This window comes from Dactylosporangium sp. CS-047395, from assembly GCF_050942185.1.
In the GTDB taxonomy this organism is placed as follows: Bacteria; Actinomycetota; Actinomycetes; order Mycobacteriales; family Micromonosporaceae; genus Dactylosporangium.
Genome location: NZ_CP192015.1, coordinates 8,745,109 through 8,762,757, shown reverse-complemented (window position 1 = coordinate 8,762,757; position 17,649 = coordinate 8,745,109). Strand labels below are relative to the sequence as shown.

Genomic DNA, 17,649 nt, shown 5'->3' with positions numbered 1-17,649 from the left:
CGTCCGCTTCGTGGGGGGACTTCATGCGGATCGGCCTCAAGCAGTGTGCGTGGGAACGGGCCGGCGACGGGCTGCTGCTGGTGTGCGACCCCAGCCGCGTGATCGAGCTCGGCGATCCCGAGGGGCAGGTGGAGCGCCTGCTGACCGTCCTGCGCGACCACCCCGGCACCGCCGCCGAGCTGCGCGCGACCCTGGCCGCCGGCGGCGACGAGGTCACCCTGGACGAGCTGGCGGACGCCCTGGAGGCCCTCGACGGCCTGCGGATCCTGTGCGACCCGGACCGCTCGGCCGATCGCGACCGCGCCGGGCGCGACTTCAGCAACCTCGCCTTCTTCGACCTGTTCGCGTCGCTTGAGCGCAGCGACGCCGACCTGCTGGCCCGCGTGCGGGGCGCCCACGTGCTGCAGCTCGGGGCCGGCGGCCTGGGCTCCAGCGTCCTGCAGAGCCTGGCCGGGCTCGGCGTCGGGCGGATCACCATCTTGGACGACGACGTGGTCGAGCCGCGGAACCTCGCCCGGCAGTTCCTGTACCGCGAGGCCGACCTCGGCACCCCGAAGGTCGACCGCGCCGCCGCGTGGGTCCGCGCCAACAACCCCGCCATCGACGTGCGCACCGTCCGCCGCTGGATCACCGGCCCGGCCGACCTCGCCGACCTCCTGCCCGGCGTCGACGTCGTCGTCGCCGGCATCGACCAGGGCGAGCACATCGACGCCTGGGTCAACGCGGCGTGCGTGGCCGCCGGCGTCCCGCACGTCCGCGGCGGCATGACCGGTTCCCAGCTCATCTACTACTCCGTCGACCCCGGCCGCAGCGCGTGCGTGGCGTGCCGCGTCCGCGCGTACGGCGACGGCCGCGAAGTCGCGGCGACGGCCCTGAATCCGGCGGCGGTGACGGCCCAGCGACTGAGCGCGGGCGTGCCGAGCCTCAACCGCGCCAACGGCCCGGCCGCGGCGCTGGTCGGCTCCCTGGTCGCCTTCGAGGCACTGCGGTACCTGACGGGCTACGAGCCCCCGTACGTCGCCGGCGCCGAGGTCCTGATCGACATCGCCGGCGGCTGCCAGCAGCGCCGCGAGGCGTGGCCGCGCGACCCCGGCTGCCCGGTGTGCGCGCCGTGACCGCCGTCCTGCGCCTGCGCCCGCTCTCGGTCGTCGAGGAGGGCGACGAGGTTCTGATCGGCGACCCGGAGCGCGGCACGTTCGTCGCCGTCCCGCCGGTCGGGGGCGTGGTGGTGCGCGCCCTGCTCGACGGCGCGACCCTGGACGAGGCGGCGGCCCGCGCGGCCGAGTTCGCCGGTGAGCCGGTCGACCTGGCCGACTTCGTGACCGCACTGACCGATCTGGGCTTCGTCGACACCGAACATGCCGCAGCTGTACTCCCCGCTACCGCCCCGGTCCAGCAACGCGGATGGACGGGCGGCCCGCCGCCGGCCCTCGTCCGCCCGCTGTTCTCGACCGCGGCGTGGTGCGGGTACGCCGCGGCCGCCGTCTTCGCCGTCGCCTGTTTCCTGCTCCGGCCCGACCTGTGGCCACGGCCCGGCGACGTGCTGTCGACCACCGGCGAGCTGGGCACCTCGCTGCTGATCCTGCTGCCGATCGGCTACGCCCTGGTCGCCCTGCACGAGGTGTGGCACTGGCTGGCCGCGCGCTCCCTCGGACTGCGCAGCCGCTTCGGCGTCGACCGGCGGCTGTTCTTCCTCGTCTTCGAGACCGACCTGTCGCAGCTGTGGAGCGTTCCCCGGCGGCAACGCTACGGCCCGCAGCTCGCCGGGCTGGCCGTGGACGGGGTGGTGCTGGCGATGCTGCTGGGCGTACAGCTGGCGGCGGGTCCGGTGATCCCGGTGCCGGCGATGGTGTACGCCGTGGTCGCCGGCATCCTGTGGCAGTGCATGGTGTTCCTGCGCACCGACCTGTACGGCGTGCTGGTCACCGCCACCGGCTGCCACGACCTGTGGCGGGTGTCGTCCCTGTTGCTGCGCCGCGCCGCCGGCCGCCTCGATGCCGCGCAACGGGCCGAACTGGCCGCGGCGGCCCCGCGCGACGTGCGGGTGGGATCGTGGTTCCGCTGGGTCCGCCTGGTGGGCTACCCGCTGGCCGGGGCGTACCTCGCGCTGTACTACGGGCCGCTGCTGGTGGACGTGGGCCGGTGGGCCTGGGCCGGCTTCGCAAGCGGGGCGGGCAGCTTAAGGTTCTGGTGGGGCTTGCTGGTCGCACTGCTGGCATACGCCCCGGTCGCGGCGGCGGCCTGGTTCGGCCTGTCCGCGCTGCGGCGACGGCCTACTGCTTGAGGCTGTCGGTCAGCGAGACGCCGTTGTCCAGCCGCTCGACGATCCTGGCCTCGAAGTCCATGACGGTCGCGGCGGCCTGGAGTTGCGCTTCGGCGGCGTCGGGGTCGAGCACCAGGATGCCGTCGTGGTCGGCCAGGACGAGGTCACCCGGGTCTACTTTGACGCCGCCGCAGGTGACGGGCTCGTTCACGGTGGCCGGGGTGCTTCTGGTGCCGGCCCTCGGGGTCACGTGGCGGCTGTACACGGGAAGGTCGCAGGTGCTGACGAACCGCATGTCCCGGTAGGCGGCGTCGACGATGATCCCGCCGAGCCGCTTGCCGAGGGCGGCGCGGGCGAACAGCTCACCGGCCAGGGCGATCCGCTCGCCACCACCGTCGACCACGACGACGTCACCGGGCCGCGCCTGGTCGATCGCCTGAATGACGCCGAGGAAGTCGCCCCGGCACCGGACCGTCACCGCGGGGCCGCAGATGACCGGGTTGGCGGAGCGGCAGCGCAGCTCGGGCGCCATGACCCGGACGTCGCGGTCGGCATCACAGACCGCGGTGGTGTCGACCGCGGCCGCGAGCCGCCGGATGGCTTCCATGTCCACGCCCCGCAGTCTCGCACGGGCGGGTCACGCATCGAGGGGCGTGCCGGTACGCTTTCGGGCGTGCGGCGCGCCTCTGTGTTGACGGCTGTCACTGCCATTGCCCTGGTGGTGGCCGGGACGGCGGCGCCCGCGTCCGCTCGGGTGCCGCTGTACGCGGCCAACAACTGCGGGCAGTCGCGCTCCGATCAGCTCACCGAGACGCCGTGGCCGTTGCTGCGGCTGCAGCCCGGGAACGCCTGGCAGCTCTCGCGCGGGGGCGGGGTCACCGTGGCGGTCATCGACTCCGGGGTGTCGGATCAGCATCCCAAGCTGGCCGGGAAGGTCCTCGCCGGCAAGGACTACACGCAGGGCGGGACCGATCCGACCTGCGACGCGGTCGGGCACGGGACCGTCGTGGCGGCGATCATCGCCGGGAAGGACTCGCCCGACGCGACCTTCTCCGGGATCGCGCCCGACGCGAAGATTCTGCCGTTGCGGGTGCTGGCCGGGAAGAACACCAACGATCCGCGGGAGCCGGCCATCGTGGCGCAGGCGATCCGGGACGCGATCGCGGCCAACGTGCAGGTGATCAACCTCTCGCTGCAGATTCGCAACCCCACGCAGGAGCTGGCCGACGCGGTGAAGTCGGCGATCGACCACAAGATCGTGGTGGTCGCGGCGGCCGGGAACGAGGGTGGCGGGGCGAACGACGGGCAGCCGATCTTTCCGGCCGCCTACCCGGGGGTCATCGCGGTCGCCGGGGTGGATCGGCAGGACCAGCGGGTGAGCACGTCCAGCACCGGGGAGTACGTCGACGTGGCGGCACCGGGGATGGAGATCATCGGGCCGGCGCCGCGCGGCGGGGGCTACGGGCTGCTGGAGGAGGGCGGGACGAGCTTCGCGGCCGCGTACGTTTCCGGGGTCGCGGCGCTGATCAGGGCGTACCAGCCGGATCTCAGTGCGACCGAGGTCTCCGACCGGATCCGCAGCACCGCCGACCACCCGCCGCAGGGGCACAACGAGCAGGTCGGGTACGGCGTGGTCAACCCCTACCAGGCCGTCGCCGCGGTGTTCCGCACCGTGCGCACCCCCGGGCCGGCGGCGACGGGGCAGCTGGCCGCGCCGGCGGATCGGGTCGACGCCGATGCCACGGTACGGCGCGTCGGCGGTGCCGTCGCCGCGGGCCTGCTGCTGGTCGCGGTGCTCATCCTGATCGCGGCGCCGGTGCTGCGCCGCGGGCGGGCCCGGCAGTGGCGGGCGGGGCGGTCCGCGCAGGACGCGGAGACGGCCGGGCCGGACGGCGGGTTCACCCCGGTCGTCGGCCGGACCGTGAGCATCACCAGCCGGTCGGCGCGGCCGCGATGATATTTTTCCCGGTCAATGCCAAGGGGTCGTCGATGGATGGCCCGGCTGCGTTAAGGTGCAGGGCAACCGGCTGACGGTCACGGGGGAGGGCTGCGATGAGCGGAAACGACGACGTCAAGAGGGTGCTGACCCCGATAACGCCCGATACCGGGGTGCCGACACAGGTCGACATCAAGTCGCTCGAGGGCGCCATTCCGTGGCTGGAGGGCCTGAAGCAGTACGTCCAGGATCACCTGATCATGCAGACCGGCGCGATGAGCCTCACGCAGAACCAGGGTGACCTGTACTTCGGCGGCGTCGACAGCTCGAAGCTCGTCTGGGGCAAGCACAACCGGTACGTGGACACGGTCATCGAGTCCTACCGGGACATCGCGCACGCCCTGGACGCCGCGGTCAAGGCCACCGAGTCGATCGTGAAGAACTACAAGGACGCCGAGCACAACAACACCCTCAACGTGCAGGCGGTCGAGAAGGCGTTCACCGAGGGCTCGCAGGGCAGCGGTAGCAGTGGCACCTCCACCACCGCCGTCACGAGCCCGTCGCAGGACGGGAGCTTCTGATGGCCGACTGGGAGGAAATGGTCACCAAGGTCTGCGTGGCCGGCCGGCCGGGCGCCATCGACGTGCTCGACGGGCAGTGGGGCGCGATCTACCGCAACGCCCAGACCCTGGCCGACAGCCTGCGCGACGGCATCCACGACCTCAAGCAGAGCTGGAAGGGCGAGGCGGCCGAGGACTACTTCTCCAAGCTGGAGAAGATCGCCAAGACCATCGAGGAGACCGCGTCCAAGAACAGCGGGGTCCGGCCGATGCTGCAGGCGGCCAAGGACAAGCTCCAGTGGGCGCAGGACAACATGCCGGTGCCGGAGTACATGCTGAACGAGGTCCAGGGGCGGGCCGCCGAGCTCGACGCGGCCAACGGCATCTTCGCCTACGGCGTGCTGACCGGCGGGGCCGTGTCCGGCCAGCCGTACATGAGCGTCGCCCTGCAGTCCGGCATGTTCCGCAACGGCTTCATGGACACCCTCGGCAACATCGCCCGGGAGACCCTCGGCCACGTCACCTCGCAGGTGGGGGACTGGATCTTCGGGTACACCAAGGAGGCCGAGGAGTACTACAACGGGGTCGACAACGCCTACAACCAGTCCTCGGTGACGACGGCCAACCCCGAGCCGGTGTCCACCGGTATCTCCACCGGGAAGACGGACTTCCCGGGCGGCACCAAGTTCCCGGGCGGGGGCGGCGGACCCGGCGTGTCCGGCCTCGGCAACGACCCGTTCGGCTCCAGCGCCTTCGACCCCAACGCGAACGCGGCCGACGTCGGGGCGTTCGACCCCACCGCCGGCACGGGCACCGGCTTCGACCCGGGCGGGGCCGGCGCGGGTGGCTTCGATCCGGACGCCGATCCGCTCAGCAGCCTGGCCGGCGCCGGTGGCGGCGGGCTCGGCGACCTGGGCACCGGTGGCGGAGGTCTGGGCGGGGTCGGCGGCGGCATGGGCGGCCTCGGGGCCGGAGCCGGCGCGGGGCTCGGCGGCACCACCGCGGGCCGGCCGGTCGCCGGGCCGTCGATGCCGATGGGCCTGGGCGGGATGCCCGGGGCGGCCGGGCGGGGCAACGCCGGCCGGGGCCGCGGCGGGATGATGCCCGGCGGGGCCGGCCACGGCGCGGGCGCGCACGCCCCCGAGGACGAGCGCGGCACCTGGCTGACCGAGGACGAGGACCCGTGGGGCGGCGACACCGATGCCGCGCCGACCGTGCTGGGCTGACGTGAGCGATTGCGAAGTGGACGGATGACGAGGCTGACCGTGCGCCGTGCGATCGCGGCGACCCTGGCCGTCCTGGCCGGAGTGGCCGGCACGGCGTTGGTGGCCGCACCGGCGCAGGCCGACCCGGTGCGCCAGTACCAGTGGTACCTCAACCCGCTGAAGATCGCGCAGGCCCAGCAGGTCACCAAGGGCGCCGGCGTGGTCGTGGCCGTGGTCGACTCGCCGATCTGGTCGGGCCAGCGCGACCTGGCCGGGCAGTTGCTGGAGGGCACCTCGACCAACGGCGGCCCGGCCAACGGCTGGGGCCCGGACAACGAGGACAGCGGGCACGGCACCGAGGTGGCGACCCTGATCGCCGGCAAGGGCGGCGGCGACGACCGCATGCTCGGCATCGCCCCGGCCGCGAAGATCCTGCCGGTCGCGGCGTCCACCGGCGTCACCGGCTCGCCGCGGACCATCTCCGCCGGCATCCGCTGGGCGGCCGACCACGGCGCCAAGGTCATCAACCTCTCGAACGGGCACAACGGCAAGGCCACGCCCGAGGAGCTCGAGGCGATCCGCTACGCCGTGTCCAAGGACATCGTGGTGGTGGCCGGCGTCGGCAACACCGACGAGGGCATGCGCGAGGTGATCGCCCCGGCGAACATCCCCGGCGTCATCGCGGTGTCGGGCGTCGACCAGAACGGCGACTTCTGGAACGGCTCGGCGTCCGGGCCGGAGACGGTCCTCGCCGCGCCCGGCTCGCAGATGTCGGTCGGGTCGGTGCACACGTCGTACAAGACTGGCTACGGCCTGGCCGCCGGCACCAGCCTCGCCACCGCGATCGTGTCCGGCGTGGTGGCGCTGGTCCGCTCGAAATACCCGCAGCTCGACGCGGCCAACGTGATCAACCGGCTGGTCAGGACGGCCAAGGACAACGGCGATCCGGGACGGGACAAATACTTCGGCTTCGGTACCGTACGACCGCTCGACGCCCTGACCGCCGATGTGCCCGCGGTGACCGAGAACCCGCTCGGCGCTGTGCCGGCTGCCGCGCCCGGGGCGAGCGCCGGGCCCACGCCCACCGAGGTGCCGAAGTCCAAGGCCGACATGGGCAAGGTGGCGTTGCTGGTCGCGATCCCGGTCGTCCTGCTGCTGGCGCTGGTGGTCACGCTGATCGTGATCGCCCGCTCGTCCGCGCGCCGGCGGCGGGCCGCGGCCCAGCCCTGGCCCGCACCGCCGCCGGGCTATCCACCGCCGCCACCGCCCGGAAACACCAACCAGTGGACGCGGCAGTGAGGCGCCGGCTCGTCGCCGTCGCCGCGCTGGCCGGGCTCCTGGCCGCCGCCGTCCCGCCCACGGCCGCGCACGCCGCACCGCGCAACGTGCGGGAGGCGCAGTGGTACCTCACGCCGTACAAAATCGCGCAGGTCCAACAGATCACCAAGGGTGCCGGCGTGACCGTCGCCGTGATCGACAGCCCGATCTATGCGACCCACGCCGACCTCACCGGGCAGGTCGAGCACGGCGGCACGACCGCGCCCGGCGGGCCCGAGGACGGGTGGGGGCCCGACGCCGCCGGTGTGGTCCACGGCACCGGTGTGGCCAGCATCATCGCGGCCAAGGGCGGCAGCAACGAGCACATGCTCGGCATCGCGCCGGCCGCGAGGATCCTGCCGGTGGCCAACCAGATCACCGGCGGCAAGTCCAACTCGGAGACCACCTCGCAGGCCATCCGGTGGGCGACCGACCACGGGGCCAAGGTCATCAACATCTCGCTCGGGCACACCGGCGAGAGTCACCAGTACGAGCAGGACGCGATCAAGTACGCGCTCGACCACGACGTCGTGGTGATCGCCGGCATCGGCAACACCAACCTGGGCATCACCGAGCCGCTCGTGCCGGCCGGCATTCCCGGCGTCGTCGCGGTCACCGGCGTCGGCAACGACGGCAAGGTCTGGTCGGGCTCGGTGCGCGGGGCGGCCGCGGTGATCGCCGCGCCGGCCACGCAGGTGCCGGTGGCCGTACCCCCGTCGCAGTCCTCCTCCACCTACGGCCTGGCCGACGGCACCAGCGTGTCGACCGCGTTCGTCTCCGGCGTGGCGGCGCTGATCCGGGCCAAGTACCCGCAGCTCAACGCGGCCAACGTGATCAACCGGCTGATCCGGACGGCGAAGGACGCCGGCAACCCGGGCCGCGACGCCGACTACGGCTTCGGCGTGGTCCAGCCGCTGGAGGCGCTCACCGCCGAGGTCCCCGAGGTGGCCGCCAACCCCCTCGGTGGCCCGGTGGCGGCGCCCTCGGCGAGCACGTCGGCGCAGCCCCTCGCCGCGCGGGCGCCCGCCGCGTCCAAGTCCGGCGTCCCGATGGTCGTCCTGGCCGGCGTCGCCGCCGCGGCCGGGCTGCTGCTGGTGCTGGTGCTGGTGGCCGTGATAGTGATCGTCCGCGCGCGCCGCCGGCCGGTGGCTCCCGCCTATGGAGGTTCCGACCGTGCGGGCTGAATATCAGGCACACATCGACGAGCTGATGCAGCAGTACCGGCAGGTGCGGGACAACCTCGGCCGGATGCAGCGGGAGATGGCCGAGCTGACCGCGACCGCCCAGTCCGAGGACGAGCTGGTCAAGGTGACCGTGGACCACCGGGGCGCGCTGACGGCGGTGGACATCAACCCGCGGGCGTTCCGGGCCCTGGACTCGGCGACCCTCGGCGAGACCATCGTGGCCACGGCCAAGGCCGCCACCGACGACCTGCGCCGGCGCGTGCAGGAGCTGGTCACCCCGAACATGCCCGACGTCGCCGGGCTGTCCCGGATGGGCGGCGACTTCGACTTCAGCAAGATGTTCCCGGAGGACCCCAAGGACATGCCGGGCCTGCGCGACCTGCGCCCCGGACCGGGTGCCCCGCCGCCGCGGACCGGCTGACGTGGGCCCCCTGGTAGTGACCGCTGTCGCTAGGCTGTCGGCATGAGCGGGTACTGGATCGACGGGCCGCAGGTGAAGACGGCCGCCAAGTCCTACACGGACCTGGGCAACCGCATGCAGGAGGTGCTGCAGGCGCTGGTCGACGGCATCGGCGCCGAGGGCCACTGCCAGGGCGGCGACCAGTACGGCGAGGCGTTCGACAAGAACTACTCCGACCCGAAGATCAACGCGCTCGAGTTCTTCCCGCAGATGCGCGACGGGCTCAAGGACATGGCGGCCGGCCTCGAGGAGATGGCCGACACCACCGCGCGCGGCGAGGACGCCAACGACAAGAAGTTCCAGCGGTGACCGACCCGGCCCCGCTGCGCATCGCGGCGGTCTTCGACGCGGTGGACGACGACGGCTCGCCGTACTTCTCGGCCGACCGGCGCCGGGTCGTGGACGCGGCCGAGCGGGAGTCGCTGATCCGCTACCTGGAGGCGGCCCCGATCGTGCTGCGCGCCTCCGGCTTCGAGGCCGACCCGCTCGATCCCGCTGCCGGCCGGGCGGTGCCGCTCAGTTACCGGACCGACGGGGTGTGGGTGTGGCAGGACGCGTCCGCCTACTACCTCCGCACGCGGGGTTGCGCCCCCGACGACGACCTCGTCGCGCACATCACGTCGCGACGGTTTCAGGCGCCTTCGACGGTACCGGATGAGCTTTCGGACGCCGCCGCCGAACTCGCGCTGTCGACGTCGCCCCCGCCACCGGCCACCGGACGGAAGGCCGCCACCTACTTCGCCAGCGTCAGCTATCCGAAGTACCCGGCGGAAGCGCCCAAGGGCCTGTGGCGGCAGTGGCGCAACGAGCAGGGCTGGCGCGTGGACGAGTCGCTGCCCCGGGACATGATCTGGTCGCGCACCTCGGCGTTCATCGACATCGAGCTCGGGGAGTCCGACAAGGAGTACGAGGAGATCCCGCCGCGGCTCGCGGCCCGGATCGCGGATCGCTGGTGGGCCGACTGGCGCACCGACCGACCCGGCTCCTGACCGGACCGGTTGCTGAAGGCGCGGGGGGAGGAACGCCATGGGCATGGAACTGCCGGGCGAGCTGCAGTGGCTGGAGTGGATCGTCGGCTCCGACTGGCCGGAGGGCGACGAGGACGCCCTGTGGCGGCTCAAGGACGTCTGGCTCGAGGCGGCCCAGGGTGTCCAGGGCGTGCTGGACGAGGGCAACGCGGCGTCGCTGCGCGTCCTCGGCGCGGTCGGCGGCGAGCTGGCCGACCACTTCACCCAGTACTGGGCGCGCTACAGCGAGGGCGAGGAAGCTTACCTGCCCAAGCTCATCGAGCTCTGTAGCTCCCTGGGCGAGCTGTGCGACCAGACCGCGCTGCAGATCGAGTTCGCGAAGTATCAGTTCATCATCGCGCTGATCATCCTGGCCATCCAGATCGCCTACTACCTGGCGATGGCGATCCCGTCGTTCGGCGCCTCGACCGCGGCCATCCCGGTGGCCGAGGTCGCCACCCAGTCCTTCATCCGCATCATCGCCACGAACGTCATCAAGACGATGATCTTCATGATCGTCCAGAACGTCCTCAGCGACGTCGTCATCCAGGCGATCCAGATCGGCGAGGGGCACCGTACCCACTTCGACACCTCCACCCTGGGCACCGACGTCATCAACGGCGCCATCGCGGGCGTCGCCTTCGGCGTGGCCGGCGGCGGCGTCCACATGGGCGCGTCGAAGTTCATGCCAAACTTCACCAAGAGCTTCCTGGGCCGCATGACCACCGGCGCGGCGGGGAACGCCTTCGGCGCCCTGGGCCTGGCCGCGGCGACCGGCGAGCCGCTCACCTTCGAATCGCTGGCCAAGCAGGCGACGGCGGGGGCCTTCATCGGCGGGGCCAACTTGGGCGGGCACGGCTTCGTACGGCAGGACGAGCACGGCCAGCCCCTGACGACCGGCGGCGAGCACTTCGAGACGAACTCGGAGCTCACCACGGGCCGCCCAGGGAGCGAGACTTCGACGGGCCACCCGGGCACGGAGTTCTCCTCCGGGCGTCCGAACACGGAGTTCTCCACGGGCCGCCCTGGCACGGAGTTTTCCTCGGGTCGTCCTGGCACGGAGACCGAGTTCACGGCGGGTCGTCCTGGCACGGAGACCACGAGCGGCGAGACGCATGTGGCTCAGCCGAGCCAGGACCACATTCTGAGCGTCCTCAACGGCGAAACCACGACGACTGGGCACACCTCGACCTCAACCACCACGGCCGGCCACACCTCGTCCTCGGCCCAGACCACGACGGTGGCCGCCCACCCGACGACGACCGAGCACGTCACCACGACGACCGCTGGACACCCGGCCACGACCGAGTACGTCTCGACCAGTGCCGGACATCCGGCGACGACGTCGGCGCACGTGGCGACCACCGAGGTCCCTGCTTCCACCGGCCACGCGGCCACGTCCACCGTCGCGACCGGACACGCGCCGACGACGGAACACGTCTCGACCACGTCCACCTCGACCACGTCCACCTCGACCGCGCATCCGACGACCACCGAGCACGCGGTGACGGTCGAACGCCCGGGCAGCGGCCAGGAGCCCGGCGTCACCCTGGCCGACGCGGGCACCACCTTCGCCGCGCCGGAGGGGTTCGTCACGTCGGGAGGCGCCCGCCCGGAGCCGGTACGCGCCGAGCCCGCCCGCACCGAAACCCCCGCCACCACAACGCCGTCCGTGGCCACTGGTCCCGCCGTCATGCACACCGGCTATGAGTCCGCCGCCGCCACCCGCCCCGGCGCCACCATCCCCACGCAACGCACCGGCGAGTCCGGCACCCACACCGCCCCACCGGCCGAACGCCTGGCAACCACCACCGACCGCGCGGCAACCACCACCGACCGCGCCGCAACCACCACCGACCGCGCGGCGACCACCACCGACCGCGCGGCAACCACAACTGGACGCCCGGCGACCACGACTGAACGAGCGGCGAAGACGACCGAGCGCGCTGCGACCACCACCGAGCGCCCGGGGCCCGGTCATCAGCGGCCGACGACTGAGGAGCACTCGACCCCGCCCGCGCGCCGTGAGGATGAGTTCGCCGACCGGGGCACGGAGCCGCGTGACGACACGCCGCCGCGCGACAACAACCCCCCGCGCGACGAGACCGAGACCCAGCCCCACGATGAGACTCAGCCCCACGATGAGACTCAGCCCCATGACGAGTCGCAGCCGCGCGATGAGTCGCAGCCCCATGATGAGTCGCAGCCGCACGATGAGGGGGTGGCTCGGCAGCCGGGGCTTACCGGTGATCAGGAAGTGGTGGCCGAGCGGGCGCTGGAGCATGCCAAGCAGGCCGAGAAGGTGCTCACGCCGGAGATGCACAGGCTGGCCGATGAGGTTGGCGGGCAGTTGAAGGGCGAGGACCACCGGCTCAAGGATGATGTGTCGTTCAAGCGGAAGCTCGCGGCGGACATCGCTGAGGATCCGGCTGCCTCGTTGGACGAGCATCTGGCGAACATGAAGGACACCGTCAGGTACACCGTCGGCTTCTCCGATGAGCATTACACCCAGGGCGCGCAGCGGACGCTCGACTACCTGACGAACGCGCTCGACAAGGACGGCAACCATCGGTTCGAGCCGGTGTCGTTCAAGAACTTCTGGCACCGTACCGAGGGCTACGTCGGGATCAACACTACCTGGCACGATCGGGTCACCGGGCACACGTTCGAGGTCCAGATTCACACCGAGGCCAGCTACACGGCCAAGACGGTCTCGCACGACGACTACAAGATCCTGCGGAGCACGCCGAAGGACTCGCCGGGCTACGACGAGGTCAAGGCGCGGCACGACGCGTACTACAGCGAGGCCCGGCCGCCCGAGGGTGCGCGGGGCATCAGGCTCACCGAAGAGGGTCAGCAGCGCCTGGCCGCCCAGGAGGCGTTCGAGAAGGGGCGGTTCTCGGACGGGGCAAAGGAGCGCCCCACCAGCGGCACACCCCCGCCCACCGGCGAACGCCCGCCCGCAACGACCCAGCACGAGCCGGCAACGACCCAGCACGAGCCGGGCACCACCCAGCACGAGCCCGCAACGACGCAGCACGAGCGGGCCACGACCCAGCACGAGCCCGCGACGACCCAGCACGAGCCGGCAACGACCCAGCACGAGCCCGCGACGACGCAGCACGAGCCGGGCACCACCCAGCACGAGCCCGCGACGACGCGGCACGAGCCGGGAACCACCGAGCACGAGCAGCGGGCCGGGGATCACGAGCAGGAGCCGGGCGGTGAGCACGACCAGCCCCTGGCGGAGTCCCGGTTCGTCAGCGACGAGACCGCGATGCAGCTCGTCCGCGATCACGTGCGGGAGACGCCCGGCGGGTACTCCTTCTACCCCGACGGCGACCGGATGCACCAGTTCGCCGAGGCGTACCGCGGGCGCCCCAACGAGGTCGTGCTCGACCTGCACGGCTCGCCCGAAGGGTTCAGGATCGGCGATCGGGTGCTCACCGGTGAGCAGTTCGCCCGGGCGTTCGAGCAGCTGCGCCAGGAAGGCCGCATCCGGGTCGGGGAGCACCAGCAGATCCGGCTCGCCTCCTGTGAGGTCGGGCGCGGTGAGCACTCGCCGGCCGCCGTGTTCGCCCGCGAGACCGGGTTGACCGTCGAGGCCCCGACCGAGCGGATGTGGACCAACCTGCGCGGCGAGGAGCGGGTCTCGTCCGGCGTCCTGGAGCACGGCCGCTGGCTCCCGGCCGACCCTCCCGACGGCCACTGGCGCACCTTCGGCCCCGACGGCATCGAACACGCCACAACCGAGCACGCCACACCCGAGCACTCGACAACTGAGCACCCGACGACTGAGCACACCAACGCCCAACACCATGAAGGGACCCGGTCCGAGTTCGCCGACCGAGGCGCGCACGATCCGCTCGCCGAGCCGGTGCAACGCGTCATGCGCCCGCCCGTGTTCCGGTTCCAGGACTTCTACGGTGACCCGCACTGGATCGAACGGGCCCACGCGTACGAGCGGGCCGTCGGCGCGCACCTCTACCGCCACCCCGACGTCATCGCCGCCTCGCGGCAGGCCGTCACCGATCTGCGCGCGGCCATGGTGCGGCTGGAGACGCTGCTCGACCCGACCGCGTCCGAGCGGGCCATCCAGCGCCGGGTCGACAGTACGTTCTTCCGCAGCGACAACCCCAGCAGCGCCGGCCAGGTCGGCTGGATGCTCGGCCGCGAGCCGATCCTCACCGGGCAGGAGCACGCCACCCCGCCGGCGAACGTGCGGGAGTTGATGACCGCGTACTACAACGCCGCGTTCGACAACCGGGGCAGCGGGCACACGCTCGTCGAGCTGGTCATCCGGGCGCGCGACGCCGGTGTGCTGGACCACGTGGCGGACATCGTCAACGTCGACCTGGTGCACCAGCTCGGGGCCGCGCGGCCGATGGTGCTCGAGGAGTCGCTGCCGCACCTCGTGCGGGAGTCGGACCGGGCCGCGCACAACCTCGAGGAGTTCAACGAGAGCCGCGACCGGTACTGGCGCACCCCGGCCGAGCAGCGCGCGCACGCCAGCACGCCCGCGGACTACGAGCGGCTGGGCGTGCCGCTGAGTGAGCGCGAGACGGCGTACCAGGAACGGTTCATCCGCCGCCCGATCGAGGACGACACCCGGCTGCGCATCCGCGAGGGCGGGGTCCTGCACGAGGTGCAGGGCCCGTGGGCCGTCCGGATGCGCGAGGCCGGCTTCCCGGTCGTCGACGGCGTCTCCGGCACCACCGCGCGGATGCTGATCGCCCACGAGCTGATGCGGCCCGCGTCGCACGTCACCTCGGGCGAGTTCATGGCCGGGCTGATGGGCTGGATGCTCCCGGGGCCCGACCACTCGATGCTGGAGGTCATGCGTGGCGCCGACGCGGCCGGCGTCGGGCGGATGGATCCGATCACGTCCGCGCACGACTTTTCGCCCATCGACTTGTACCGCTGGCTCCCCGTCGACGTGCACGAGTTGCGCACGTTCCTGCCGGACGGGCTGCTCCCGCACGAGTCGCTCTACCTCGAACGGGCCCGCGAGGGCGGCTTCAGCGAGGTCACGCCGGAGGTGCTGGAGCGCACGCTCGAGCGGTACCACGAGTTCCGCGGCCGGGAGGTCGAGCAGTGGCTCGAGGACAACGGCATCGACCCGCACAGCGAGGCGGCCCAGCACGCGGTGCGCGACGGGCTGACCGAGGCGCACGCGGTGGCCATGGCGGTGTACAGCCGCTACGGGTACTCCCTGCTGAACACGATGATCCGCGAGCAGCTCGACCCCGGTGCGACCGGCGGCCCGACCGAGTTCTCGAACAAGATCATGCGTACCACCTCGGACTACCTGGAGCGGATGGCGACCGGCCGGCCGATGCACGCGCCGGAGTTCGTGCGCAACCTGATGCACGAGGAGCCCGCCGACGGGGCGTCGCGGCAGTTCAACTCGCCGCCCAGCGCCCTGGCCCGGGACTGGCTCGACGCCAACCACCGGGTGAACGAGGCCACCACGGCCGGCGACGCCGCGGCGCTCGACCAGGCGATGCGCGACCGGGTGGCCGCCCGGGAGGCGATCGACGCCCAGGTGCGCGCCGGCATTCCGGACCTGCGCGCCGAGATGCGCTGGCACGCCGACATGATCCACGACGGGCTCATGCGGATGCCGGCCGTCGGCAGCCACGAGCCGGTCTACGCCTTCCGCGGCGACGGCATCAGCGAGCCGGCCAAGCGGGTGCTGTACGGCACCCCCACCGACCCGATCGGCCACACCACGCAGGTGGTGAGCCTGAGCCGGGACGTCGGCGAGGCGATGAAGTTCCTGCGCCGCGACCCCGACCCGAGCAAGGCGATGGTGGTCTACGTGCTGTCCGGCGAGTCGGCCCGCGACATCGCGCCGTTCTCCTGGTACCCGCGCCAGCAGGAGGCGGTCCTCCCGCCCGACGTGCAGACCCGCCGCGCCGACCCGGCCACGCTGCCGCCCGAGATGCTCGCGGACATCCGTGAGAGGCTACGGCGGGCGGGGCAGGACGACGCCGAGATCATCGTGATGACGGAGGTGCCGTATGGCGCCAGCTGAGGACCCGGACGTCGAGGTCCACCTGCAGTGGTGGCCCGCGGCGCGCGGCTTCGCGCCCGGCACCGGCGACGAGTACTTCGTGCAGCTGCACGAGTTGCTGCTCGCGCTGGCCGGCCGGCTCCCCGACGCCGACCTCGTGTCGCTGCGGCGCTCCGTCGTCACCGATCTGGCCGTGGTACCGGAAGCGACCGTCGTCTCCGCGCTCGACGCCGGCGTGGCCCTCACCCGGCCGGAGGTCAACGCCATCGTCGAGATCTCCCGCGCCTTCGGGGTGCCCGGCGGGGAGACGCCGAAGCTGGCCCGGCTCGCGCTCGTCGACGCCGTGCCGGACGACCCGGGCCGGTTCACCGCCCGGCCCGGCGTGGCGCAGGACTTCACCGACGTGTCCGCCGCCGCCTCGCTGAAGTACGAGCGCGGCCCGCTGCGGATCTGGCGGGCCTGGCGCGCCGACGGCGACGGGCCGCGGCGGGTCTACCTGGCCGAGGTGGCCCCGGCGACCGAGGCCTGGCTGCTGACCGACCGCTTTCAGCAGGACCTGGCCAAGGTGATCGCCGCGCGGCCCGCGGAGGCCGGCGACGTGGTGCCGACGGTCGAGATCTTCTGGGCGGGGTGGGAGCCCGGGCCGTACCATCGAAGCGCTCTGGAAACCGGCGAGCTGTTGTGGTCGCGCGACGGGGGAGCGGCGTGACGACCACCGATCCGGCCGCGCCGTCGCCGATGGAGCACGCGGGCCAGCTGCTGTTTCCCGGGCCGGATGTGCTGCGGGAGCGCTATCCGGACGGCGTGGAGATCATGCCGTACGGCGTCCCGGACTGGATCCCCTACGCCCGGCTGCTCGTCGAGGTCCCGCCGGCCCCGCGCGGCCTGGGCTGGGACGAGGCGCGGGTGCTGGGCGTGCGGACCGCCGACGAGCTCGGCCGGCGCAGCGGCGATCCACTGTGGACAACGGGCGAGGCGTTCACCCCGGCCGGGTGGACGTGGGCGTGGCTGCCGCTGAGCCGGCACCTGGGGCTCGTCCCGATCGAGTTGTACGGCTCGTTCCGCCACGTCGGCGGCGTCAGCACCAGCCGCAACGACCGCACCCGGCGGGGCCTGACCGGCACCGATGGACCCGCGCCCGGCTGCCGGGTGGAGGCGACGCTCGGCGAGGACACCCTGGCCGGGATCGAGCAGGCGCTCGGGCGGCCCCTGCCCGCCCCGTACCGGCACTACCTGGCCGCGAGCAACGGCGGCCGGCCCGAGTTTCCGGCAGTACACCCGGCGGGGGGTTTCGTGGTTGACCAGCCGCTCTTCGGCGCCGTGCCGGACGGCGGCGACGTGCTGGCCGACCTGGTGCAGCAGCACGCGGCCATGCGTGACCGGGTCGAGGAGGGGCTGCTGGCGGTCGGCTTCGTGCAGGGCGGCGCGCTCGTGCTGGACCTGGACCGCGGGCCGGTCTATCACCTGGACGACGACGACCCCCACGACCAGCAGGGTTATACGCCGGACGCGATCACCAGGAACCTGCTGCGGTACCTCGCGCCGGACTTCGAGACGTTCTGGATGAGCCTGCGCGCGGTGCCGCCGGCCCTGCGGGAGACGGCCGAGCGGCACGCCGTGGAGGGCTGGGCGCGCACCCTGACGCACCCCAGGCTGGGCCGGAGCCTGCCGGCGAGCATGAGGCCCTGAGAACGCCGATCG

At 72.6% G+C, this 17,649-nt stretch carries 14 protein-coding genes; 13 read left to right on the top strand and 1 reads right to left on the bottom strand.

What is annotated here, in order from left to right:
* The first annotated feature begins 23 nt into the window (after nt 1-23).
* Together ACQP00_RS40880 and ACQP00_RS40875 are read left to right on the top strand one after the other, a co-directional pair.
* The gene (locus tag ACQP00_RS40880; protein ID WP_433207182.1) at nt 24-1,115 is read left to right on the top strand and encodes a HesA/MoeB/ThiF family protein; all 1,092 of its coding nucleotides are present in this window, start codon (nt 24-26) and stop codon (nt 1,113-1,115) included.
* On the top strand, nt 1,112-2,284 hold the full coding sequence (locus tag ACQP00_RS40875) for a hypothetical protein (RefSeq protein ID WP_433207180.1): 1,173 nt from the start codon (nt 1,112-1,114) through the stop codon (nt 2,282-2,284). The genes ACQP00_RS40880 and ACQP00_RS40875 overlap by 4 nt, the downstream gene beginning before the upstream one ends.
* On the opposite strand, the gene ACQP00_RS40870 is transcribed toward ACQP00_RS40875, so the two are convergent.
* Complete coding sequence (locus tag ACQP00_RS40870) at nt 2,274-2,870, bottom strand: RraA family protein (protein ID WP_433224154.1); 597 nt, start codon at nt 2,868-2,870, stop codon at nt 2,274-2,276. The genes ACQP00_RS40875 and ACQP00_RS40870 overlap by 11 nt on opposite strands.
* A gap of 111 nt (nt 2,871-2,981) precedes the next feature.
* Between ACQP00_RS40870 and mycP the strand changes: the two genes are divergently transcribed.
* The 11 genes from mycP (at nt 2,982) to ACQP00_RS40815 (ending at nt 17,637) form a co-directional block, all read left to right on the top strand.
* The gene (gene mycP, locus ACQP00_RS40865; RefSeq protein ID WP_433207177.1) at nt 2,982-4,220 is read left to right on the top strand and encodes a type VII secretion-associated serine protease mycosin; all 1,239 of its coding nucleotides are present in this window, start codon (nt 2,982-2,984) and stop codon (nt 4,218-4,220) included.
* Nucleotides 4,221-4,315: 95 nt separating this feature from the next.
* On the top strand, nt 4,316-4,780 hold the full coding sequence (locus tag ACQP00_RS40860) for a hypothetical protein (RefSeq protein ID WP_433207175.1): 465 nt from the start codon (nt 4,316-4,318) through the stop codon (nt 4,778-4,780).
* A complete protein-coding gene (locus tag ACQP00_RS40855) occupies nt 4,780-5,985 on the top strand; it encodes a WXG100 family type VII secretion target (protein WP_433207172.1) in 1,206 nt (401 codons plus the stop codon). The genes ACQP00_RS40860 and ACQP00_RS40855 overlap by 1 nt, the downstream gene beginning before the upstream one ends.
* A 24-nt stretch (nt 5,986-6,009) precedes the next feature.
* Complete coding sequence (locus tag ACQP00_RS40850) at nt 6,010-7,263, top strand: S8 family serine peptidase (RefSeq protein ID WP_433207169.1); 1,254 nt, start codon at nt 6,010-6,012, stop codon at nt 7,261-7,263.
* Nucleotides 7,260-8,465: a S8 family serine peptidase gene (locus ACQP00_RS40845; protein WP_433207166.1), complete on the top strand. Its 1,206-nt coding sequence runs from the start codon at nt 7,260-7,262 to the stop codon at nt 8,463-8,465. Before ACQP00_RS40850 ends, ACQP00_RS40845 begins: the two co-directional genes overlap by 4 nt.
* The gene (locus tag ACQP00_RS40840; protein WP_433207163.1) at nt 8,455-8,886 is read left to right on the top strand and encodes a YbaB/EbfC family nucleoid-associated protein; all 432 of its coding nucleotides are present in this window, start codon (nt 8,455-8,457) and stop codon (nt 8,884-8,886) included. Before ACQP00_RS40845 ends, ACQP00_RS40840 begins: the two co-directional genes overlap by 11 nt.
* A gap of 42 nt (nt 8,887-8,928) precedes the next feature.
* Nucleotides 8,929-9,234, top strand: a complete 306-nt coding sequence (locus ACQP00_RS40835) for a hypothetical protein (protein ID WP_433207160.1) — start codon at nt 8,929-8,931, stop codon at nt 9,232-9,234.
* Complete coding sequence (locus ACQP00_RS40830; protein WP_433207157.1) at nt 9,231-9,914, top strand: hypothetical protein; 684 nt, start codon at nt 9,231-9,233, stop codon at nt 9,912-9,914. The genes ACQP00_RS40835 and ACQP00_RS40830 overlap by 4 nt, the downstream gene beginning before the upstream one ends.
* 37 nt (nt 9,915-9,951) lie before the next feature.
* Complete coding sequence (locus tag ACQP00_RS40825) at nt 9,952-15,969, top strand: hypothetical protein (protein ID WP_433207154.1); 6,018 nt, start codon at nt 9,952-9,954, stop codon at nt 15,967-15,969.
* A complete protein-coding gene (locus ACQP00_RS40820) occupies nt 15,956-16,657 on the top strand; it encodes a hypothetical protein (protein ID WP_433207151.1) in 702 nt (233 codons plus the stop codon). Before ACQP00_RS40825 ends, ACQP00_RS40820 begins: the two co-directional genes overlap by 14 nt.
* The gene (locus tag ACQP00_RS40815) at nt 16,654-17,637 is read left to right on the top strand and encodes an SMI1/KNR4 family protein (RefSeq protein WP_433207148.1); all 984 of its coding nucleotides are present in this window, start codon (nt 16,654-16,656) and stop codon (nt 17,635-17,637) included. The genes ACQP00_RS40820 and ACQP00_RS40815 overlap by 4 nt, the downstream gene beginning before the upstream one ends.
* Nucleotides 17,638-17,649: the final 12 nt, after the last annotated feature.

Bases quoted from the DNA above. Each gene is read 5' to 3' on its own strand.
- ACQP00_RS40880 (WP_433207182.1), top strand. From the start codon at position 24: ATGCGGATCGGCCTCAAGCAGTGTGCGTGGGAACGGGCCGGCGACGGG.
- ACQP00_RS40870 (WP_433224154.1), bottom strand. From the start codon at position 2,870: ATGGAAGCCATCCGGCGGCTCGCGGCCGCGGTCGACACCACCGCGGTC.
- ACQP00_RS40860 (WP_433207175.1), top strand. From the start codon at position 4,316: ATGAGCGGAAACGACGACGTCAAGAGGGTGCTGACCCCGATAACGCCC.
- ACQP00_RS40855 (WP_433207172.1), top strand. From the start codon at position 4,780: ATGGCCGACTGGGAGGAAATGGTCACCAAGGTCTGCGTGGCCGGCCGG.
- ACQP00_RS40850 (WP_433207169.1), top strand. From the start codon at position 6,010: ATGACGAGGCTGACCGTGCGCCGTGCGATCGCGGCGACCCTGGCCGTC.
- ACQP00_RS40835 (WP_433207160.1), top strand. From the start codon at position 8,929: ATGAGCGGGTACTGGATCGACGGGCCGCAGGTGAAGACGGCCGCCAAG.
- ACQP00_RS40825 (WP_433207154.1), top strand. From the start codon at position 9,952: ATGGGCATGGAACTGCCGGGCGAGCTGCAGTGGCTGGAGTGGATCGTC.
- ACQP00_RS40820 (WP_433207151.1), top strand. From the start codon at position 15,956: ATGGCGCCAGCTGAGGACCCGGACGTCGAGGTCCACCTGCAGTGGTGG.